This is a genomic window from Micromonospora sp. L32, assembly GCF_052068055.1.
GTDB classification, from domain to species: Bacteria; Actinomycetota; Actinomycetes; order Mycobacteriales; family Micromonosporaceae; genus Micromonospora; species Micromonospora purpureochromogenes.
In genome coordinates this window covers 181,859-197,484 of the sequence record NZ_JBQHDD010000004.1, presented here as the reverse complement: position 1 = coordinate 197,484, position 15,626 = coordinate 181,859, and the positions used below count along the sequence as shown (strand labels likewise).

The following is a 15,626-nucleotide window of genomic DNA, read 5'->3' as shown; positions in this document are numbered from 1 at the left end:
ACCGCCCGGACGCTCAGTCGGCCGCCGAGCGGGGGAGCGGGTCGGCCGACGGCTCGGCGACCGCGAAGACCACCACGTTGTCCCGGTAGTGGCCGGTGCGCCGGTCGAAGGCACCGCCGCAGGTGACCAGGCGCAGCTCCGGGCCGGGGGTGGGGCCGTACACGGTGGCGGTGGGGAAGGCGTCCTTGCGGGTGCGCAGCGATCCGGTGACCCGGAAGGCCAGCCGTTGCCCGCCGCGCCAGACCTCGATCCGGTCGCCCGCGCGCAGCTCACCGAGGCGGGCGAAGACGGCCGGTCCCCGGCGGGAGTCGAGGTGACCGGCGATCACCGCCGGCCCCGGGTCGCCGGGCGCGGGGCCACCGCCGTACCAGCCGGCCCGGTCGTGGTCGGCCGGCGGGACCAGTTGGCCGGCCGCGTCCAGCCCGAGCACCGCGAGGTCGGCGTCGACGCCGATCCGCGCGACGCGTACCCGGGTGGGGGGACCGTGCGGCGCGGGCAGCGGCGCGGCGGTCGTCGCGCAACCGTCGGCGCAGCCCGGCCGCCAGCTCGCCGGTGGCACCGGCGCGGCCTCGCCGGCCAGCCCGACGCCGGTGCCGGCGGCGAGGCAGACCGCCGCGCCGGCCGCGACCAGCGCGGCCAGCGGCGCCCGGCGGTCGCGGTGCCGCCGGATCGTGAAGCCGGGCCGGCTGGTCACCAGACCGGTCGCCGCCGGCGCCGCACCAGCAGCGCCGCCCCGACCACCACGGCCGCCGCGAGCAGGGCGCCGGCCACCATCGGGTACGCCCCGAGCCCGCGCCCGGCCAGCCCACCGGCTCCCGCCGGCACCCCGCCGGCCGGGGTGACCGCCCCGCCCCGGGCGTCCTCGCGCAGCTCGGTGGCGAGTCCACCGCGCCGGCCGTCCAGCACCAGCAGCGAGTAGACCCGGCCGCCGGTCAGGGTGACCTCGGCGTCCGTGGTCGGGCCGTTGTCCCCGCCCAGCCGCAGCCGCCAGCGTCCCGGCTCGACCTCGCGGTAGTCGGTGGTGGTGGCGAAGCGGACCGCGTCGGCGATGGCCGGCCCGTCGGTCGCCGCGACGTCGATCACCGGCGCCCGGACCGACGCCTGCACGACGCGGACCTTCGCCTGCCCGGGGGCCGGGGCGCTGAGGTCGTCGGCGAGCACCCGCAGGCCGAGGTCGGCGTGCCGGCCCACCCCGGCGACCGTGTACGCCGCACCGGCCTCGACGGCCACCTCGGTGGTGAGCACCGGTGGTTGGCTGGCCGGGGCGCCCGCCTCGCGCATCGCCACCGCGTACCGGCCGGCGGGCAGGGTCAGGTACTCGGAGACCACGCCATAGCCGACGGCGGGGAAGACCTGGGGCTCGGCCGCGCCCGGCGCGGAGAGGTAGACGTCCACGGCGGGGGTGTCGGGGGAGAGGTGCGCGAGGCGTACGTATCCGACGTCCTGCGGGGCGGCGGCCCGGGCGGGCGGGGCGGCGGCGGTCAGCGCGGCGCCGAGCAGCAGCGCCCCGGCGGCGGCGACCAGCCGGCGGGGCGCGGTACGGAGCTGGGGCATACGTCGCCTCCGAGGCGTGTCAGGGGGACCGGTCATAGAGTCTCGTTTGCGGGACTGCGGCGCAACTGTCGGCGCGCGTGTCGTCGCCGTTCCCGACAGCGGAATCACCTGCCACGCCCGGCCGCCGGGGTGCGGTACCGTCCGGTCATGATCAAGGTGCGGCGGGCCGGACCCGGTGACGCGGCGGAGATCGTCCGGCTGCGCGGGGTGATGCTGGCGTCGATGCAGGGGGCGGAGCCGCCGCCCGGGCCGTGGCAGCCGGCCGCCCGGGAGGTGCTGCGCGAGCGGCTCGCCGACCCGGCGGACCTGATGGCCGTCTTCGTGGTGGACGCCCCCGACCGGCCCGGCGTGCTCGCCGCCTGCGCGACCGGCACCATCGAGCGTCGCCTGGGCGGGCCGGGCAACCCCAGTGGACTGACCGGGTACGTCTTCAACGTGGTCACCGACCCGGGGTACCGGCGGCGCGGCTACTCCCGGGCGTGCATGTCGGGCCTGCTCGACTGGTACCGGGATCGCGGCGTACTGAAGATCGACCTGCGGGCGTCGGTGCCCGGCGAGGCGCTCTACCGCTCGCTCGGCTTCCGGGACACCCCCGGCCCCACCCTGCGCCTGAGCCTGCCCGCGTCCTGAGGAGTCGCCGTGTTCGCCCTGCCGTTGACCGGTTCCGCCGGGGCGGTGGGCGAGCGGGGCATCCAGCGGGTGGAGTGGCGCACCAACGCCACCAACACGCGCAGCATCGCCGTGGCCCGGCGGCTCGGCATGCGCCGGGACGGCACGCTGCGGCAGCTCTACCCGGGTCCGGCTGGTCGGATCGACCTCGAGGTCTGGTCGGTGCTCGCCGACGAGTGGAGCTCGCCGGCCTGACGCCGGCCCGTCCGCTCGGCGTCCCGACCGGCCGGGTCTGCTCCGGCTGAGGCCCCGGGCCGCCGGAACGCCGCGACGGGGGCCGGCCCGCAGCGGTGGCGGTGCCGGACCGGCACCGCCACCGGATGGAGCGTCGCCGCTCAGCTGTCGGCGTAGCGGCGGGCGGCGGCCAGCGCGGCCCGGACCTGCTCCGCGTTCCTCGCGGCGGGCCGCTCCCAGTCGGCCGGGTCGGCGGAGTAGAGGGCGGCGTACGCGGCGGTGTCCCGCTGGAACCGCCAGCCCTCGGCCAGCGGCCCGACGTCGACGGTGTCGTACCCGAGCGAGTCGAGGAACGCCGTCACCGCGGCCTTGGCGCCGGCGTCGTCGCCGGCGATCGGCAGCGCGCTGCGGTCGGCGGCCCCGGCCGGGCGGGCCAGGGCGTGCAGGTGCGCGAAGTAGATGTTGTTGAAGGCCTTGACCACGCTGGACTTCGGCAGGTGCGCCTGGAGCAGCTCACTGGTGGTGGTCGACTCGTCGTCCAGCTCCGGGAAGTGCCCGTCCCGCTCCGGGTAGTAGTTATTGGTGTCGATGACCGTCTTGCCGGCCAACGGCGCGGCGGGCACCTCGCGGTAGGCCCGCAGCGGAATGGTGACCACGACCAGGTCCCCCGCCGCGGCGGCCTCGGCCGGCGTGCCCGCCCGGGCCCGCGGGCCCAGCTCCGCCACCAGGTCCTGCAGCGTCTCCGGTCCGCGCGAGTTGCTGAGCACCACGTCGTGACCGGCGGCCACCGCCAGCCGGGCCACGGTGCCACCGATGTTGCCGCTGCCGATCAGTCCCACAGTTGTCATGTCCGTTGCCAACTCCGGTGTGGACGTCGGCATTCCCCACCGCCGTGCTTGGTTATTCGGCCGGCGGCGCGCACGGATCGTCCCGTGGAGGAATCCTTCATCGTCGATCGCATCACTGGCAATGGTTTGTATCGCTAAGGATCTATCTTCACCTGCCGCGCAATCGGTGATCTTCCGACCCGCACCGATCAATTGATATCTATCTCACACCACCACTTCCCACCCCCAGGAGTGCGACGTGCGGAGATCCCGTTTCGTGACCCTCGCCCTGAGCCTCGCCGCGTCCCTCGGCGTCACGCTCGGCATCGCGGTGCCCGCCCAGGCATCCCCCAGCGACCAGTACGTCGCCCTCGGCGACTCGTACGCCTCCGGCGTCGGCGCCGGGAACTACACCGCCGAGAGCGGTTCCTGTCAGCGCAGCACCAGCGCGTACCCGGCGCTGTACAACACCAACATCAGGCCCGCCTCGTACCGCTCGGTGGCCTGCTCCGGGGCGACCACCACCAGCGTGACCAACACCCAGCTCTCCGCGCTCTCGGCGAGCACCACGCTGGTCAGCATCACGGTCGGCGGCAACGACGTCGGCTTCTCCAGCATCATGACCACCTGCGTGCTGCAGGGTGAGACGCAGTGCGTGGCCGCGGTGCAGGCCGCCGAGGACAAGGCCCGGGCGCAGCTGGCCGGCCTGCTGGCAGGCGTCTACAACGGCATCCGCAGCCGGGCCCCGTCCGCCCGGGTGGTGGTCGTCGGCTACCCGGTCTTCTACCAGCTCGGCACGTTCTGCGTCGGGCTCAGCGCCACCTCCCGCGCGAAGATCAACGAAGGCATCAACCTGGTCGACGACATCACCCGCAGCGCCGCGGCCGCCGCCGGCTTCACCTTCGCCGACGTCCGCTCGATCTTCGTCGGGCACCAGCTGTGCAGCTACGGGGAGAAGTGGCTGCACGCGTTGAACTACGCCAACATCGGCATCTCGTACCACCCGACGGCGGCCGGCCAGTCCGGCGGCTACTACCCGGTGTTCCGCTCGGCGGCCGGCTGACGCGCCACCGCCGCTCCCAGCGGCGCCGCGCCGCCCACTGACCGGTGGGCGGCACGGTCGCGCCTTCGTCCGGTGTGACGCCGCGCCCCGGCCCGCACTGGCCGGGCGGGCGGTGGTTCAGGCGGCGGCTCAGGCCGGCAGGACCTTCTCGATGCCGGCGCGCAGCTCGGCGGAGTCCGGGGTGACGGTCGGGGCGAACCGGGCCGCGACCGTGCCGTCCGGCGCGACGAGGAACTTCTCGAAGTTCCACCGCACGTCCCCGGTGTGCCCCTCGCCGTCGGGGGTGCCGACCAGTTCCGCGTAGAGCGGGTGCCGCGCCGGGCCGTTGACGTCGACCTTCTCGGTCAGCGGGAAGGTGACCCCGTAGTTGACCTGGCAGAAGTCCTCAATCTCGTCGGCCGTGCCCGGCTCCTGCCCGGCGAACTGGTTGCACGGCACCCCGAGCACCACCAGGCCCCGGTCGGCGTACGTGGTGTAGAGCTCCTGGAGGCCGGCGTACTGCGGGGTGAGGCCGCAGCGGGAGGCCACGTTCACCACCAGCAGCGCCCGGCCCCGGTACGCGGCCAGGTCGGCCGGGCCGCCGGCCAGGGCGTCGATCTCGATGTTGAAGACGGTCATGTCGCGAGGCTACGCGTCCCGGCCGACGCGCCACCGCGACCCACGGGGAAATCGATAAATGCACATCTTGACGAAGTGATGACAGCGTGAGTAGCGTCTCCCCATCTTCTGGAAAGTTTCCTAACTGTTGGAGGAGGTGCCACATGAACAGATCGCTCCGCCGCGCCCTCTGGGCCGGCGCCGTGGTCGCGCTGACCGTCGCCGCGGTGCCGGTGACCTCGGCGTTCGGCGCCGGTAGCGTGACCGCCACGTTCGCCAAGGCGCAGGACTGGGGGACCGGCCACGAGACCCGCGTGACCGTCGCCAACGGCTCCAGCGCCAGCGTCGACACCTGGCGCATCGAGTTCGACCTGCCGTCGGGCACCACCATCAGCAGCTTCTGGGACGCCGACGTCACCAGCAGCGGCAACCACTACGTCGCGGTCAAGAAGAGCTGGGCCGGCCCGCTCGGCCCCGGCGCCAGCTTCAGCTGGGGCTACAACGGCACCGGGGCGTTCAAGGCGCCGCTGAACTGCACCGTCAACGGCGCGCCGTGCGGCGGCGGCAGCACCCCGCCGCCGACCACCACCGCGCCGCCGACCACCACCCCGCCCACCACGACCCCGCCGACCACGCCGCCGCCCACCACGCCCCCGCCCACCACCCCGCCGCCGACCGGGGACAAGAAGGTCGTCGGGTACTTCGCCGAGTGGGGCGTCTACGGCCGCAACTACCACGTCAAGAACATCCACACCAGCGGGTCCGCGGCCAAGCTGACCCACATCCTGTACGCCTTCGGCAACACCACCGGAGGGCGCTGCACCATCGGTGACAGCTACGCCGACTACGACAAGGCGTACACCGCGGCCGACAGTGTGGACGGTGTCGCGGACACCTGGGACCAGCCGCTGCGCGGCAGCTTCAACCAGCTGCGCAAGCTCAAGAAGATGTACCCGCACCTGAAGGTGATCTGGTCCTTCGGCGGGTGGACCTGGTCGGGTGGCTTCACCCAGGCCGCGCAGAACCCCGCCGCCTTCGCCGACAGCTGCTACAACCTGGTCGAGGACCCGCGCTGGGCGGACGTCTTCGACGGCATCGACGTCGACTGGGAGTACCCGAACGCCTGCGGCCTGACCTGTGACTCCAGCGGCCCGAACGCCTTCAGGAACGTGGTCAGCGCGCTGCGGTCGAAGTTCGGCTCGTCGGCCCTGGTCACCGCCGCGATCACCGCGGACGGCAGCAACGGCGGCAAGATCGACGCCACCGACTACGCCGGGGCCTCGTCGTACCTCAACTGGATCATGCCGATGACCTACGACTACTTCGGCGCCTTCAACCCGCAGGGCCCCACCGCCCCGCACTCGCCGCTGACGTCGTACACCGGCATCCCGCAGCAGGGCTTCTGGTCCGACGCCGCGATCCAGAAGCTCAAGGCCAAGGGCATCCCGGCCAGCAAGCTGCTGCTCGGCATCGGCTTCTACGGCCGGGGCTGGACCGGGGTCACCCAGACCGCTCCGGGCGGCACCGCCACCGGCCCCGCCCCGGGCACCTACGAGCAGGGCATCGATGACTACAAGGTCCTCAAGAACACGTGCCCGGCCACCGGCACCATCGCCGGCACGGCGTACGCCAAGTGTGGCAGCAACTGGTGGAGCTACGACACCCCGTCCACCATCGGCGGCAAGATGACCTACGCGAAGAACCAGGGCCTCGGTGGCGCCTTCTTCTGGGAGCTCTCCGGTGACACCGGCAACGGCGAGCTGATCGGCGCCATCAAGGGCGGTCTCGGCTGAGCCGAGCGCCGACGCACCACCCACACGGCGGGGAGGGACACCCACGGTCCCTCCCCGCCCCCGTGCGCTCACCGTCGGGCGGCCCGCTCCCGGTGCTCGCCCGGCGACATGCCGTACCGGGCGCGGAAGGCCCGGCTGAAGTGGGCCCGGTCGCGGAACCCGCAGCGCGCGGCCACCTCGTGCACGGCCAGGCCGCCCAGCCGGGGATCGGCCAGGTCGCGCCGGCAGCGCTCCAGACGGCGAGCGCGGATCAGGCCGGCCACCGTGGTGCCGGTGCCCTCGAAGAGCCGGTGCAGCGACCGCAGCGACAGGTGGTGCGCCGCGGCCACCGCGGCCGGGGTCAGCTCCGGGTCGGCCAGGTGCCGCTGCACGAACGCCTCGATCCGGGTACGCAGCCCGGTGACCCGGACGTCCAGCGGCAGGGCGCGTTCGTCGTCGAGTCGGCCGGCCAGGGTGCCGGCGATCAGCGCCAGGGCGACCTGGTCGAGGTGGGCGGCGTCGGTCGGCGCGTACTGCTCGGGGTGGTCGGCGACCTGACGCAGGAAGCGGGCCAGCAGCAGCCCCATCCCGCTGCCGGCGGGCAGCTCGGCGGCGAGCAGCTCCTCGATCCGGTGCGCCGGGAGCGGCAGTGCCGCGTGGGGCACCAGCGCGGTCAGCGTGCGCAGCGGACCGGCGGCCGTCCCGTCGGCCCGGTGCGACGACCCGTGCGGGCGGACGGTGTCGACGAAGGCGAAGCTGGACGGGGCGAGCGGCGCCTGACGCCGCTGCTGCGACATCGCGCCGTGCCCGGACAGCGGCAGGGCCAGCTGGTACAGCTCCGGATCCGTGCTGCGGATCATCCGGCGCGTCCGGTGCAGCTCCAGCGACGGGTACCGCCACACCCCGAGCCGGACCACGCCCAGGTCGACCACCCGCGCCGAGGCGGTGAAGTCGGCGGCGTGGTCACTGCTGATCCGGGCCGGCGCCGACTCCCGGGCGACCAGGTCCTGCCAGAAGTCGAACCGCTCGGCCGGTGGCAGCCACCCGGTGTCGACCGACGCCACGGAAAGGATGGGCGGTCACCTCCTGCCACGGCGACGCGCCCGGGCGCGTCGACCACCGCAGACTAGCCAGCCTCCGTCGGGTGCGCGCGGCGACGGTGCCCCGGCCGGCCGCCGGGGGCCGTCGTCGGGTATCCGTCACCCCTTTTCGATCGTGCGGGTTGTCGGCTGGAGAGCGGCGGGGCCATGACGGCGTGCCATGCAGGTCGGTCGATGTGACAGACTCGCCGCTCGGCATCTCTCGATGTCCGCAGCGAGGGGAGGACCCATGCGCCCGAGGCACCGCGCCGCCGGCGTCGCCGCGCTGGCACTGCTGCCGCTGTCCCTGCTCGGCTGCGGGATCGGCGGCGACGACGACGCGGGCGACGGCCCCGCGGTCGGGCGTGCCCCCGCCGAGGAGGCGGCCACCAAGTCCCGCGAGCGGGTGCAGGCCTACCTCGACGCGATGGCCGCCAAGGACGTCGCGGCCGGCCGCAGCCAGCTCTGCGCGCCGATGCAGCAGGCCTTCGACGCGGCGGCCACCGGCCCGAACGGGGACTTCGCCGACCACTTCGAGGTGCCCAAGGCGGCCATCACCGACGTGCGCTCCGGCCCGCGCGGGCAGGAGGTCAGCGCCTCGGTGACCGTTTCGGTCGGCGCCCGGGACGTGCCCCGGTCGCTGCTGTTCACGGTCACCCGCAGCGGCGCCGACTGGTGCATCTCCGGCGAAGCGCCCGGCGGGCACACCCCGGAGCCGTCGGTCAACCCCTGACCCTCCCATCTGCCGGAACCGTCCCCCTCGACGGCCGGTCACCCCGACCGTCGCCGTACGCTTTCCCTCATGCGCCATGAGTGGCATCAGCTGAGCTACCCCGCCGTGAGCAGCCCCGGGCTGCAGACCAGCCGACCCACCGTCGACTCCGCCGAGGACGCGGCCCTCGGCCTGGACCGCTGGCGGGACCTGCCCCGGGAACAGACCCCGCCCTGGCCCGACCCGGCGCAGGTGGCCGAGGTGTGCAAGGTGCTCGACGTCGTACCCTCGGTGGTCGCGCCCTACGAGGTCGACCAGCTCCGGCAGCGCCTCGCGCTGGTCTGCGAGGGCAAGGCGTTCCTGCTCCAGGGCGGCGACTGCGCCGAGACCTTCGCCGACAACACCGAGAGCCACCTGCTGGCCAACGCCCGCACCCTGCTCCAGATGGCGATCGTGCTGACCTACGGCGCCTCGCTGCCGGTGGTCAAGGTCGCCCGGGTCGCCGGCCAGTACACCAAGCCCCGGTCCCTGCCGACCGACGCCCGTGGGCTGCCCGCGTACCGCGGGGACATGATCAACGCGCTGGAGGCCACGCCGGAGGCGCGGATCGCCGACCCGCAGCGCATGATCCGGGCGTACGCGAACTCGGCCGCCGCGATGAACATGCTCCGCGCGTACCTGGCCGGCGGGCTGGCCGACCTGCACGCCGTGCACGACTGGAACAAGGGCTTCGTCAAGAACTCGCCGGCCGGCGAGCGCTACGAGGCGATCGCCCGGGAGATCGACCGGGCGCTGGCCTTCATCCGCGCCTGCGGGATGACCGAGGACGAGGCGCTGCGTACCGTCACCCTCTACTGCTCCCACGAGGCCCTGGCCCTGGAGTACGACCGGGCGCTCACCCGGGTCTCCGACCGCCGGGCGTACGGCCTGTCCGGGCACTTCCTCTGGATCGGCGAGCGGACCCGGCAGCTCGACGGGGCGCACATCGACTTCATCTCCCGGATCGCCAACCCGATCGGCGTCAAGCTCGGCCCGACCACCACGCCGGACGAGGCCATCGAGCTCTGCGAGAAGCTCAACCCGGACAACGTCCCCGGCCGGCTCACCCTGATCAGCCGGATGGGCAACCACAAGGTCCGCGACGCGCTGCCGCCGATCGTGGCCAAGGTGACCGCCGCCGGCGCCAAGGTCGTCTGGCAGTGCGACCCGATGCACGGCAACACCCACGAGTCGTCCAACGGCTACAAGACCCGACACTTCGACCGGATCGTCGACGAGGTGCTCGGCTACTTCGAGGTGCACCGCGGCCTGGAGACCCACCCGGGCGGCCTGCACGTGGAGCTGACCGGCGAGGACGTCACCGAGTGCCTCGGCGGCGCCCAGGGCATCGAGGACCTCGACCTGCCCGATCGGTACGAAACCGCCTGCGACCCGCGACTGAACACCCAGCAGTCGCTGGAGCTGGCCTTCCTGGTGGCGGAGATGCTGCGTGGCTGAGTTCATCGACCTGCGGTCCGACACGGTGACCCGGCCCACCGCCGGGATGCGGGAGGCGATGGCCACCGCCGAGGTCGGCGACGACGTCTACGGCGAGGACCCGACAGTCGCCGCGCTGGAGGCCGAGGTCGCCGCGCTCTTCGGGCACGAGGCGGCGCTGTTCGCCCCGACCGGCTCGATGGCCAACCAGATCGCCCTCCAGCTCGTCGTGCCCCCCGGTGACGAGCTGCTCTGCGACGCCGACGCGCACGTCGTCACGTACGAGATCGGCGCCGCCGCCGCGTACGGCGGGATCTCCTCGCGGACCTGGCCGGCGGTCGGCGCGGACATCGACCCGGACGTGGTCGCCGGCATGGTGCGGCCCGACGGGTACTTCGCGGTGCCCACCCGGGCGATCGCCGTCGAGCAGACCCACAACCGGGGCGGCGGCGGGGTGATCCCGCTGACCACCCTGCGCGAGCTGCGCCGGGTCGCCGACGACCACGGGCTGGCGCTGCACTGCGACGGAGCCCGGATCTGGCACGCGCACGTCGCCGACGGGGTGCCGCTGGCCGAGTACGGCACGCTCTTCGACACGCTGTCGGTCTGCCTGTCCAAGGGCCTCGGCGCCCCGGTCGGCTCGCTGGTGCTGGGCAGCGCCGAGAAGATCGACCGGGCCCGGTTCATCCGCAAGCGGATGGGCGGCGGCATGCGGCAGGTCGGCGTCCTCGCCGCCGCCGGCCGGTACGCGCTGGCCCACCACGTCACCCGGCTCGCCGAGGACCACGCCAAGGCCGCCCGGCTGGCCGAGGCGGTCGCCCCGTTCGGGGTGCTCACCGCGCCGGTCCGGACCAACCTGGTCCCGCTGGACCTGACCAAGCACCCGCTGGACGCGAAGGCCCTGGCCACCGCCGCCCGTGCCGAGGGCCTGCTGGTCTCGGTGCTCGGCCCGCGCACCGCTCGCCTGGTCACCCACATGGACGTCGACGACGCCGGGATCGACCGCGCGGTGGAGATCCTCACCCGCCTGCTGCGCGCCTGACCCACCTCCGCACCCGAGCCCCGCGCCGACCCGGCCCGGGGCTCGGCCGCGTTCGCCCGCCCGAGCGGGGCCGCGGGGCCGCGGGGGTGGGTCAGGGGTGGAGGCGTTTGAGGGTGGCGATGTCGGCGGCGTGGCCCTCGTGCTTCTCGGTGGGGGTCTCCACCACCACGGGGACGCCGGCGGTGGCCGGGTGGGCCATCAGTTCGGCGAACGCGGGCTCGCCGATGCTGCCCTTGCCGATGTTCTCGTGCCGGTCCCGGGTGGAACCGCACAGGTCCTTGGAGTCGTTGGCGTGCACCAGCCGCAGCCGGTCCGCCCCGACGGTCGCCACCAGGGTGTCCAGGGTCGCCGTCATGCCGCCCTCGGCGGCCAGGTCGTGCCCGGCGGCCCAGGCGTGGCAGGTGTCGAAGCAGACCCCGAGCCCGGGGTGCCGGTCCACCGCGTCCAGGTAGGGGCCCAGCTGCTCGACCCGCGAGGCCAGCGAGCGGCCCCCGCCCGCGCTCGGCTCGACCAGCAGCATCGGCCCGCCCGCGGCCGCCGCCTCGTCCAGCAACGGCAGCAGCGTCTCGCGGACCTGCCGCATGGCGGCCTCGGCGTGCCCCGCGTCGACCGCGCTGCCCGCGTGGAACACCACGCCCCGGGCGCCGATCGCCCGGCCCCGGCGCAGCGCGTGCGCCAGGGTCTCCGCCGACCGCTGGACCGTCGCCGGCGTCGGGGAGCCGAGGTTCACCAGCAGTGAGGCGTGGATGAAGACCGGGACGTCCCGCTCGGCGCAGCCGTCCCGGAACAGCGCGTCCTGGGCCGGGTCGCCGGCCGGCAGCGCCCAGCCGCGCGAGTTGGAGACGTAGACCTGCACCACCTCGGAGCCGGCCGCGTCGACGTACGGCAGGGCCGCCCGGGCCAGTCCGCCCGAGGTGGGGGTGTGCGAGCCGACGGGTCGCATGGTCACAGGCACCCGATGGTGACCGGCGTGGCCGGCGGCACCGGGGAGTTCTCGGGCGGGTTCTGGAACCGGACGATTCCGTTCGGGTTGAACTGCACCGTCACCGGGAAGCCCTGGCTCTCCAGCTGCTGCTTGGCCTGCGGGCACGGCAGGTCGACCACCCGGGGCATGATCACCTGGGCCGGACCCTTGCTGACCTCGAGCCGGACCTGGGCGCCCTTCTCGACTCCGGCGCCGTTGGCCGGGCTCTGCCCGAGGATCTCGTCCTTCGGCTTGTCCGAGTCCTTGTACGTCTCCACCGGCACCAAGCCGAGCTGGGCCAGCGCGGCCCGCGCCTCGTTGACGTTCTTGCCGAGCAGGTTCGGCACCGAGATCGGCGCCCGGCCCTTGCTCAGGATGAGGGTGATCTTCGTGCCCGGCTTCACCTCGGCGCCGACCTTCGGGTTGGTCTCCAGCACCACCCCGGCCGGCAGATTGTCGTCGTAGCGGGGGGTGCCCTTGGCCACCAGCAGCTTCGCGCTGGTCAGATCCACCTCGGCGAGCTCGAACTCCTTGCCCACCACGTCCGGCACCGGGAACCGCTCCGGGCCCAGCGACAGGGTGAGCGTGATGGTGCCACCCTTGAGGATCCTGGCGGCCGAGACCGGATCCTGCGCCACGACACTGTCCCGGGGGGTCTTCTCGTCGTAGCGGGGCTCGGCGTAGACCAGGGTGAAACCGGCCCGGTCCGCCTGCGCCTGCGCCTCGGCCTTGCTCAGGCTCACCAGTTCCGGGGCGACCGTGTAGCGCCCCACCCCGACCCACCAGCCGCCCAGCGCGGCGAGCAGGCCGAGCGCCACCACCGCGGCGGCGACCGAGAGTCGGCCGCGTGGGCTGCCCATCAGGCGGGTGCGCAGCGCCGCGAACCGGGCCCCGAGGTCCGACTCCGGGGCGGCCCGACGGCGGTGCGGCCGCTGCTGGCCCCCCTCGGGCAGCCGTGCCCAGGCGGGCCGCTGGACCGGGTGGACCGCCGCCACGACCATGGTCGGCTGCGCCACCGCCGAGGTCTCGTCGCCCACCGGGCGCAGCACGGCGGTGTGCGTGTTCGGGTTGCCCAGGTCGTCCCGGGCCACCTGCACCTCGGCCAGCAGGGCGCCGGCGTCGGTCGGGCGGGCGCCGGGGTCGCGCCGGGTGGCCCGCGCCACCAGGTCGTCGAGTGCCTTGGGCAGCGCGGGTACCAGGGTCGACGGGGCCGGTACGTCCCGGTCGACGTGCTGCCAGGCGACGTCCACCGGCCGGTCCCCGTCGTACGGGACCCGCCCGGTGAGCATCTCGAACAGCACGATGCCGGCCGAGTAGACGTCGGTGCGCGGATCGGCGTGCCCGTCGGTGACCAGCTCCGGCGCCACGTACGCGACGGTCGCCATGAGCTGGTTGCCGTTCTCCTCCTCGGCGCTGGCCTCGACCGCGCGGGCCAGGCCGAAGTCGGCGACCTTCACCACGCTGTCGACGAGGTTCGCCACGCCGCCGGTGGGCGCCTCGGCGACCAGCACGTTCTCCGGCTTCACGTCCCGGTGGACCAGCCCGGCCCGGTGCGCGGCGGCGATCGCGGCGAGCATCTGCTCCATGATCGCCAGCGCCTCGTCCGGGTTGAGGCGGCGCCGTTCGGCCAGCACGTCGCGCAGGGTGCGACCCCGGACGTACTCCATCACCAGGTACGGCAGCCCGCCGTGGGTGCCCTGGTCGTAGACCGCCACCACGTTCGGGTGGGTCAACCGGGCGATCGTCTTCGCCTCGTCGGTGAACCGCGCCATGAACCCGGCCGTCCGGCCGCGGGCCTCCGGCGCCTGGGTCGGGTGAATGATCTTGACCGCCACGGTGCGCTCCAGGCGCTCGTCGGTGGCGGTGTACACGGTCGCCATCCCGCCGCGCGCGACGCGCCCGCGAATGCGGTAACGCCCGTCGAGCAGCGAGCCCAGCAACGTGTCGGCGACCTGTGTGTCCATCGGCAGGCAGTCTATGTGTCCGGAGGGTGAAGGTTGAACAGGATGCTACAGCCGGGACACGATCCGGTCCGTCCCGCCGTGCTGTCGCAGGCCACCCGGGGTGCCGTTGCGCCCGGGTCGGGGCGACGTGGCAGGGTGGTCGGGTGACCGATTCCGTACCCGCCGACCAGGCTTCCGGCGCCGCTCTCGCCGGCCCGTCCGACCCGGCCGCCTGGCTGACCCTGCCCGAGGTGGCCGAGCGCCTCGAGCTGTCGATCAGCAAGGTCCACCAGATGATCCGTGACCGGGAGTTGATCGCCGTCCGCCGCGACGGCGTCCGCCGGATTCCCGTCGACCTGGTGGCGAACAAGACGGCGCTCAAGCACCTGCCCGGCGTCCTGAACCTGCTGGCCGACGCCGGCTACGACGACGAGGCCGCCCTGCGCTGGCTCTACGAGCCCGACGACACCCTCTCCGGCGGCACCGCCGCGGCCACCCTCGGCGGCGACCACGCCCGCGAGGTCAAACGCCGCGCCCAGGCCCTCGGCTTCTGACCCTCCCCGGGTCCCAACGCCCCGTTGACCATGAAGTTGTTGCCACCGGCACCGGTGTGTCGGGGCGACAACTTCATGATCAACTCTGGCAGGGGGAGGGGGCAGGGGGTCAGTCGGCGCGGCGGGTGGCGGCGATGGCGAGGTCGACCAGGGCCTGGCGGGCCTCGGTGTCGAGGTCGACCGTGGTCAGCGCGGCCAGCGCGGCGTCGGTGAGGGTGACGATCCGCTGCTCGGTACGGGCCAGCGCGCCGCTGGCGCTGATCAGCTCCCGCAGCCGCGTCACTCCGGCCTCGTCCAGCCCAGGATCGCCCAACTGGCCGAGCAGCAGCTCCCGACCGGCGTCGTCGGTCGCCTCCACGGCCGCCGCCACCAGGTAGGTGCGCTTGCCCTCGCGCAGGTCGTCGCCGGCCGGCTTACCCGTCTGCGCCGGGTCACCGAAGACCCCCAGCACGTCGTCGCGGAGCTGGAACGCCTCGCCCAGCGGCAGCCCGTACGCCGAGTACGCCGCCCGTACGTCCGCCGACGCCTCGGCCAGCGCGGCGCCGAGCAGCAGCGGCCGCTCGACCGTGTACTTGGCCGACTTGTACCGGGCGACCTTGCCGGCCCGCTCCAGCGAGGTGTCCCCGGTGACCTGGGTCAGCACGTCCAGGTACTGCCCGACGGTGACCTCGGTGCGCATCTCGTCGAAGACCGGCCGGGCCCGGGCCACCGTCCGCGGATCCAGGCCGGCGGAGTGCAGCAGTTCGTCCGACCAGACCAGGCAGAGGTCGCCGAGGAGGATCGCCGCCGCGTCGCCGAACCCGTCCGGGTCGCCGCCCCAGCCGGCCGCCCGGTGCCGGGCGGCGAACCGCCGGTGCACCGCCGGCTCGCCGCGACGGGTGTCGGAGCGGTCCATCAGGTCGTCGTGGATCAGGGCGCTGGCCTGCACGAACTCCAACGCCGCCAGCGCGGTCACCACGTGGTCGGAGTCGACCCCGCCAGCGCCCCGGTACCCCCAGTAGCCGAACGCCGGGCGCAGCCGCTTGCCGCCGCCCAGCACGAACGCCTCGATCGCCTCGGCGACGGGCACCAGCGCGTCGTCGACGCCGGTCATCCAGGTGCGCTGGTTGGCCAGGAACTCGGCCAGGGCCTTGTCGACGCGCTGACGCAGACCGGCGCGGTCGACGGGGGAGACGGGAGCAGCGTGGGTCACGTACCGAC

General features: G+C 74.0%; 16 protein-coding genes. 8 read left to right on the top strand and 8 right to left on the bottom strand.

Annotated elements, in window-relative coordinates; all coding sequences use genetic code 11:
• Positions 1 to 13: 13 nt before the first annotated feature.
• A complete protein-coding gene (locus tag ACTMTB_RS12800) occupies positions 14 to 694 on the bottom strand; it encodes a class F sortase (RefSeq protein ID WP_441145281.1) in 681 nt (226 codons plus the stop codon).
• Positions 691 to 1,554: a DUF4397 domain-containing protein gene (locus ACTMTB_RS12795; RefSeq protein WP_441145279.1), complete on the bottom strand. Its 864-nt coding sequence runs from the start codon at positions 1,552 to 1,554 to the stop codon at positions 691 to 693. The genes ACTMTB_RS12800 and ACTMTB_RS12795 overlap by 4 nt, the downstream gene beginning before the upstream one ends.
• A 147-nt stretch (positions 1,555 to 1,701) precedes the next feature.
• Between ACTMTB_RS12795 and ACTMTB_RS12790 the strand changes: the two genes are divergently transcribed.
• Together ACTMTB_RS12790 and ACTMTB_RS12785 are read left to right on the top strand one after the other, a co-directional pair.
• Positions 1,702 to 2,184, top strand: a complete 483-nt coding sequence (locus ACTMTB_RS12790) for a GNAT family N-acetyltransferase (RefSeq protein ID WP_441145277.1) — start codon at positions 1,702 to 1,704, stop codon at positions 2,182 to 2,184.
• A 9-nt stretch (positions 2,185 to 2,193) separates the two neighbouring features.
• Positions 2,194 to 2,418: a GNAT family N-acetyltransferase gene (locus ACTMTB_RS12785; RefSeq protein ID WP_441145275.1), complete on the top strand. Its 225-nt coding sequence runs from the start codon at positions 2,194 to 2,196 to the stop codon at positions 2,416 to 2,418.
• Positions 2,419 to 2,558: 140 nt separating this feature from the next.
• Here the strand turns inward: ACTMTB_RS12785 and ACTMTB_RS12780 are convergent, their stop codons facing one another.
• Entirely contained in the window at positions 2,559 to 3,245 is a 687-nt protein-coding gene (locus tag ACTMTB_RS12780) for an NADPH-dependent F420 reductase (RefSeq protein ID WP_441145273.1), read from the bottom strand.
• Positions 3,246 to 3,483: 238 nt separating this feature from the next.
• On the opposite strand from ACTMTB_RS12780, the gene ACTMTB_RS12775 reads away from it, so the two are divergent.
• Positions 3,484 to 4,287 (top strand): SGNH/GDSL hydrolase family protein, encoded by an 804-nt coding sequence (locus tag ACTMTB_RS12775; protein ID WP_441145271.1) that lies wholly within the window; start codon positions 3,484 to 3,486, stop codon positions 4,285 to 4,287.
• Positions 4,288 to 4,416: 129 nt separating this feature from the next.
• Here ACTMTB_RS12775 and ACTMTB_RS12770 read toward each other — a convergent pair whose 3' ends face one another.
• Entirely contained in the window at positions 4,417 to 4,905 is a 489-nt protein-coding gene (locus ACTMTB_RS12770) for a glutathione peroxidase (RefSeq protein WP_441145269.1), read from the bottom strand.
• 143 nt (positions 4,906 to 5,048) lie between these two features.
• On the opposite strand from ACTMTB_RS12770, the gene ACTMTB_RS12765 reads away from it, so the two are divergent.
• Complete coding sequence (locus ACTMTB_RS12765) at positions 5,049 to 6,677, top strand: glycosyl hydrolase family 18 protein (protein ID WP_441145267.1); 1,629 nt, start codon at positions 5,049 to 5,051, stop codon at positions 6,675 to 6,677.
• A gap of 68 nt (positions 6,678 to 6,745) precedes the next feature.
• Here the strand turns inward: ACTMTB_RS12765 and ACTMTB_RS12760 are convergent, their stop codons facing one another.
• Positions 6,746 to 7,720 carry a helix-turn-helix domain-containing protein gene (locus tag ACTMTB_RS12760; RefSeq protein ID WP_441145265.1) on the bottom strand — a complete coding sequence of 325 codons (975 nt, stop codon included), beginning with the start codon at positions 7,718 to 7,720 and terminating at the stop codon, positions 6,746 to 6,748.
• Between the two features lie 265 nt (positions 7,721 to 7,985).
• Here ACTMTB_RS12760 and ACTMTB_RS12755 point away from each other — a divergent pair, with 265 nt between their 5' ends.
• The 3 genes from ACTMTB_RS12755 to ACTMTB_RS12745 all read left to right on the top strand — a co-directional run bounded on the left by ACTMTB_RS12755 (position 7,986) and on the right by ACTMTB_RS12745 (position 10,965).
• Positions 7,986 to 8,468, top strand: coding sequence for a hypothetical protein (locus ACTMTB_RS12755; protein WP_441145263.1), 483 nt, complete (start codon positions 7,986 to 7,988; stop codon positions 8,466 to 8,468).
• A gap of 69 nt (positions 8,469 to 8,537) precedes the next feature.
• Positions 8,538 to 9,944, top strand: coding sequence for a class II 3-deoxy-7-phosphoheptulonate synthase (locus tag ACTMTB_RS12750; protein WP_280838227.1), 1,407 nt, complete (start codon positions 8,538 to 8,540; stop codon positions 9,942 to 9,944).
• On the top strand, positions 9,937 to 10,965 hold the full coding sequence (locus ACTMTB_RS12745) for a threonine aldolase family protein (protein WP_441145260.1): 1,029 nt from the start codon (positions 9,937 to 9,939) through the stop codon (positions 10,963 to 10,965). The genes ACTMTB_RS12750 and ACTMTB_RS12745 overlap by 8 nt, the downstream gene beginning before the upstream one ends.
• Positions 10,966 to 11,056: 91 nt before the next feature.
• On the opposite strand, the gene ACTMTB_RS12740 is transcribed toward ACTMTB_RS12745, so the two are convergent.
• Together ACTMTB_RS12740 and pknB are read right to left on the bottom strand one after the other, a co-directional pair.
• Positions 11,057 to 11,908, bottom strand: coding sequence for a deoxyribonuclease IV (locus ACTMTB_RS12740; protein ID WP_441145907.1), 852 nt, complete (start codon positions 11,906 to 11,908; stop codon positions 11,057 to 11,059).
• Between the two features lie 2 nt (positions 11,909 to 11,910).
• Entirely contained in the window at positions 11,911 to 13,893 is a 1,983-nt protein-coding gene (gene pknB / locus ACTMTB_RS12735) for a Stk1 family PASTA domain-containing Ser/Thr kinase (RefSeq protein ID WP_441145258.1), read from the bottom strand.
• Between the two features lie 143 nt (positions 13,894 to 14,036).
• Here pknB and ACTMTB_RS12730 point away from each other — a divergent pair, with 143 nt between their 5' ends.
• Positions 14,037 to 14,426 (top strand): Rv2175c family DNA-binding protein, encoded by a 390-nt coding sequence (locus ACTMTB_RS12730; RefSeq protein ID WP_441145256.1) that lies wholly within the window; start codon positions 14,037 to 14,039, stop codon positions 14,424 to 14,426.
• 109 nt (positions 14,427 to 14,535) lie between these two features.
• Here the strand turns inward: ACTMTB_RS12730 and ACTMTB_RS12725 are convergent, their stop codons facing one another.
• Complete coding sequence (locus ACTMTB_RS12725; RefSeq protein WP_441145254.1) at positions 14,536 to 15,618, bottom strand: polyprenyl synthetase family protein; 1,083 nt, start codon at positions 15,616 to 15,618, stop codon at positions 14,536 to 14,538.
• Between the last annotated feature and the right edge of the window lie 8 nt (positions 15,619 to 15,626).

Excerpts from the sequence above, each read along its gene's own strand:
- pknB (WP_441145258.1), bottom strand. The coding sequence starts at position 13,893 with ATGGACACACAGGTCGCCGACACGTTGCTGGGCTCGCTGCTCGACGGG.
- ACTMTB_RS12795 (WP_441145279.1), bottom strand. The coding sequence starts at position 1,554 with ATGCCCCAGCTCCGTACCGCGCCCCGCCGGCTGGTCGCCGCCGCCGGG.
- ACTMTB_RS12750 (WP_280838227.1), top strand. The coding sequence starts at position 8,538 with ATGCGCCATGAGTGGCATCAGCTGAGCTACCCCGCCGTGAGCAGCCCC.
- ACTMTB_RS12790 (WP_441145277.1), top strand. The coding sequence starts at position 1,702 with ATGATCAAGGTGCGGCGGGCCGGACCCGGTGACGCGGCGGAGATCGTC.
- ACTMTB_RS12780 (WP_441145273.1), bottom strand. The coding sequence starts at position 3,245 with ATGACAACTGTGGGACTGATCGGCAGCGGCAACATCGGTGGCACCGTG.
- ACTMTB_RS12755 (WP_441145263.1), top strand. The coding sequence starts at position 7,986 with ATGCGCCCGAGGCACCGCGCCGCCGGCGTCGCCGCGCTGGCACTGCTG.
- ACTMTB_RS12740 (WP_441145907.1), bottom strand. The coding sequence starts at position 11,908 with ATGCGACCCGTCGGCTCGCACACCCCCACCTCGGGCGGACTGGCCCGG.
- ACTMTB_RS12770 (WP_441145269.1), bottom strand. The coding sequence starts at position 4,905 with ATGACCGTCTTCAACATCGAGATCGACGCCCTGGCCGGCGGCCCGGCC.
- ACTMTB_RS12765 (WP_441145267.1), top strand. The coding sequence starts at position 5,049 with ATGAACAGATCGCTCCGCCGCGCCCTCTGGGCCGGCGCCGTGGTCGCG.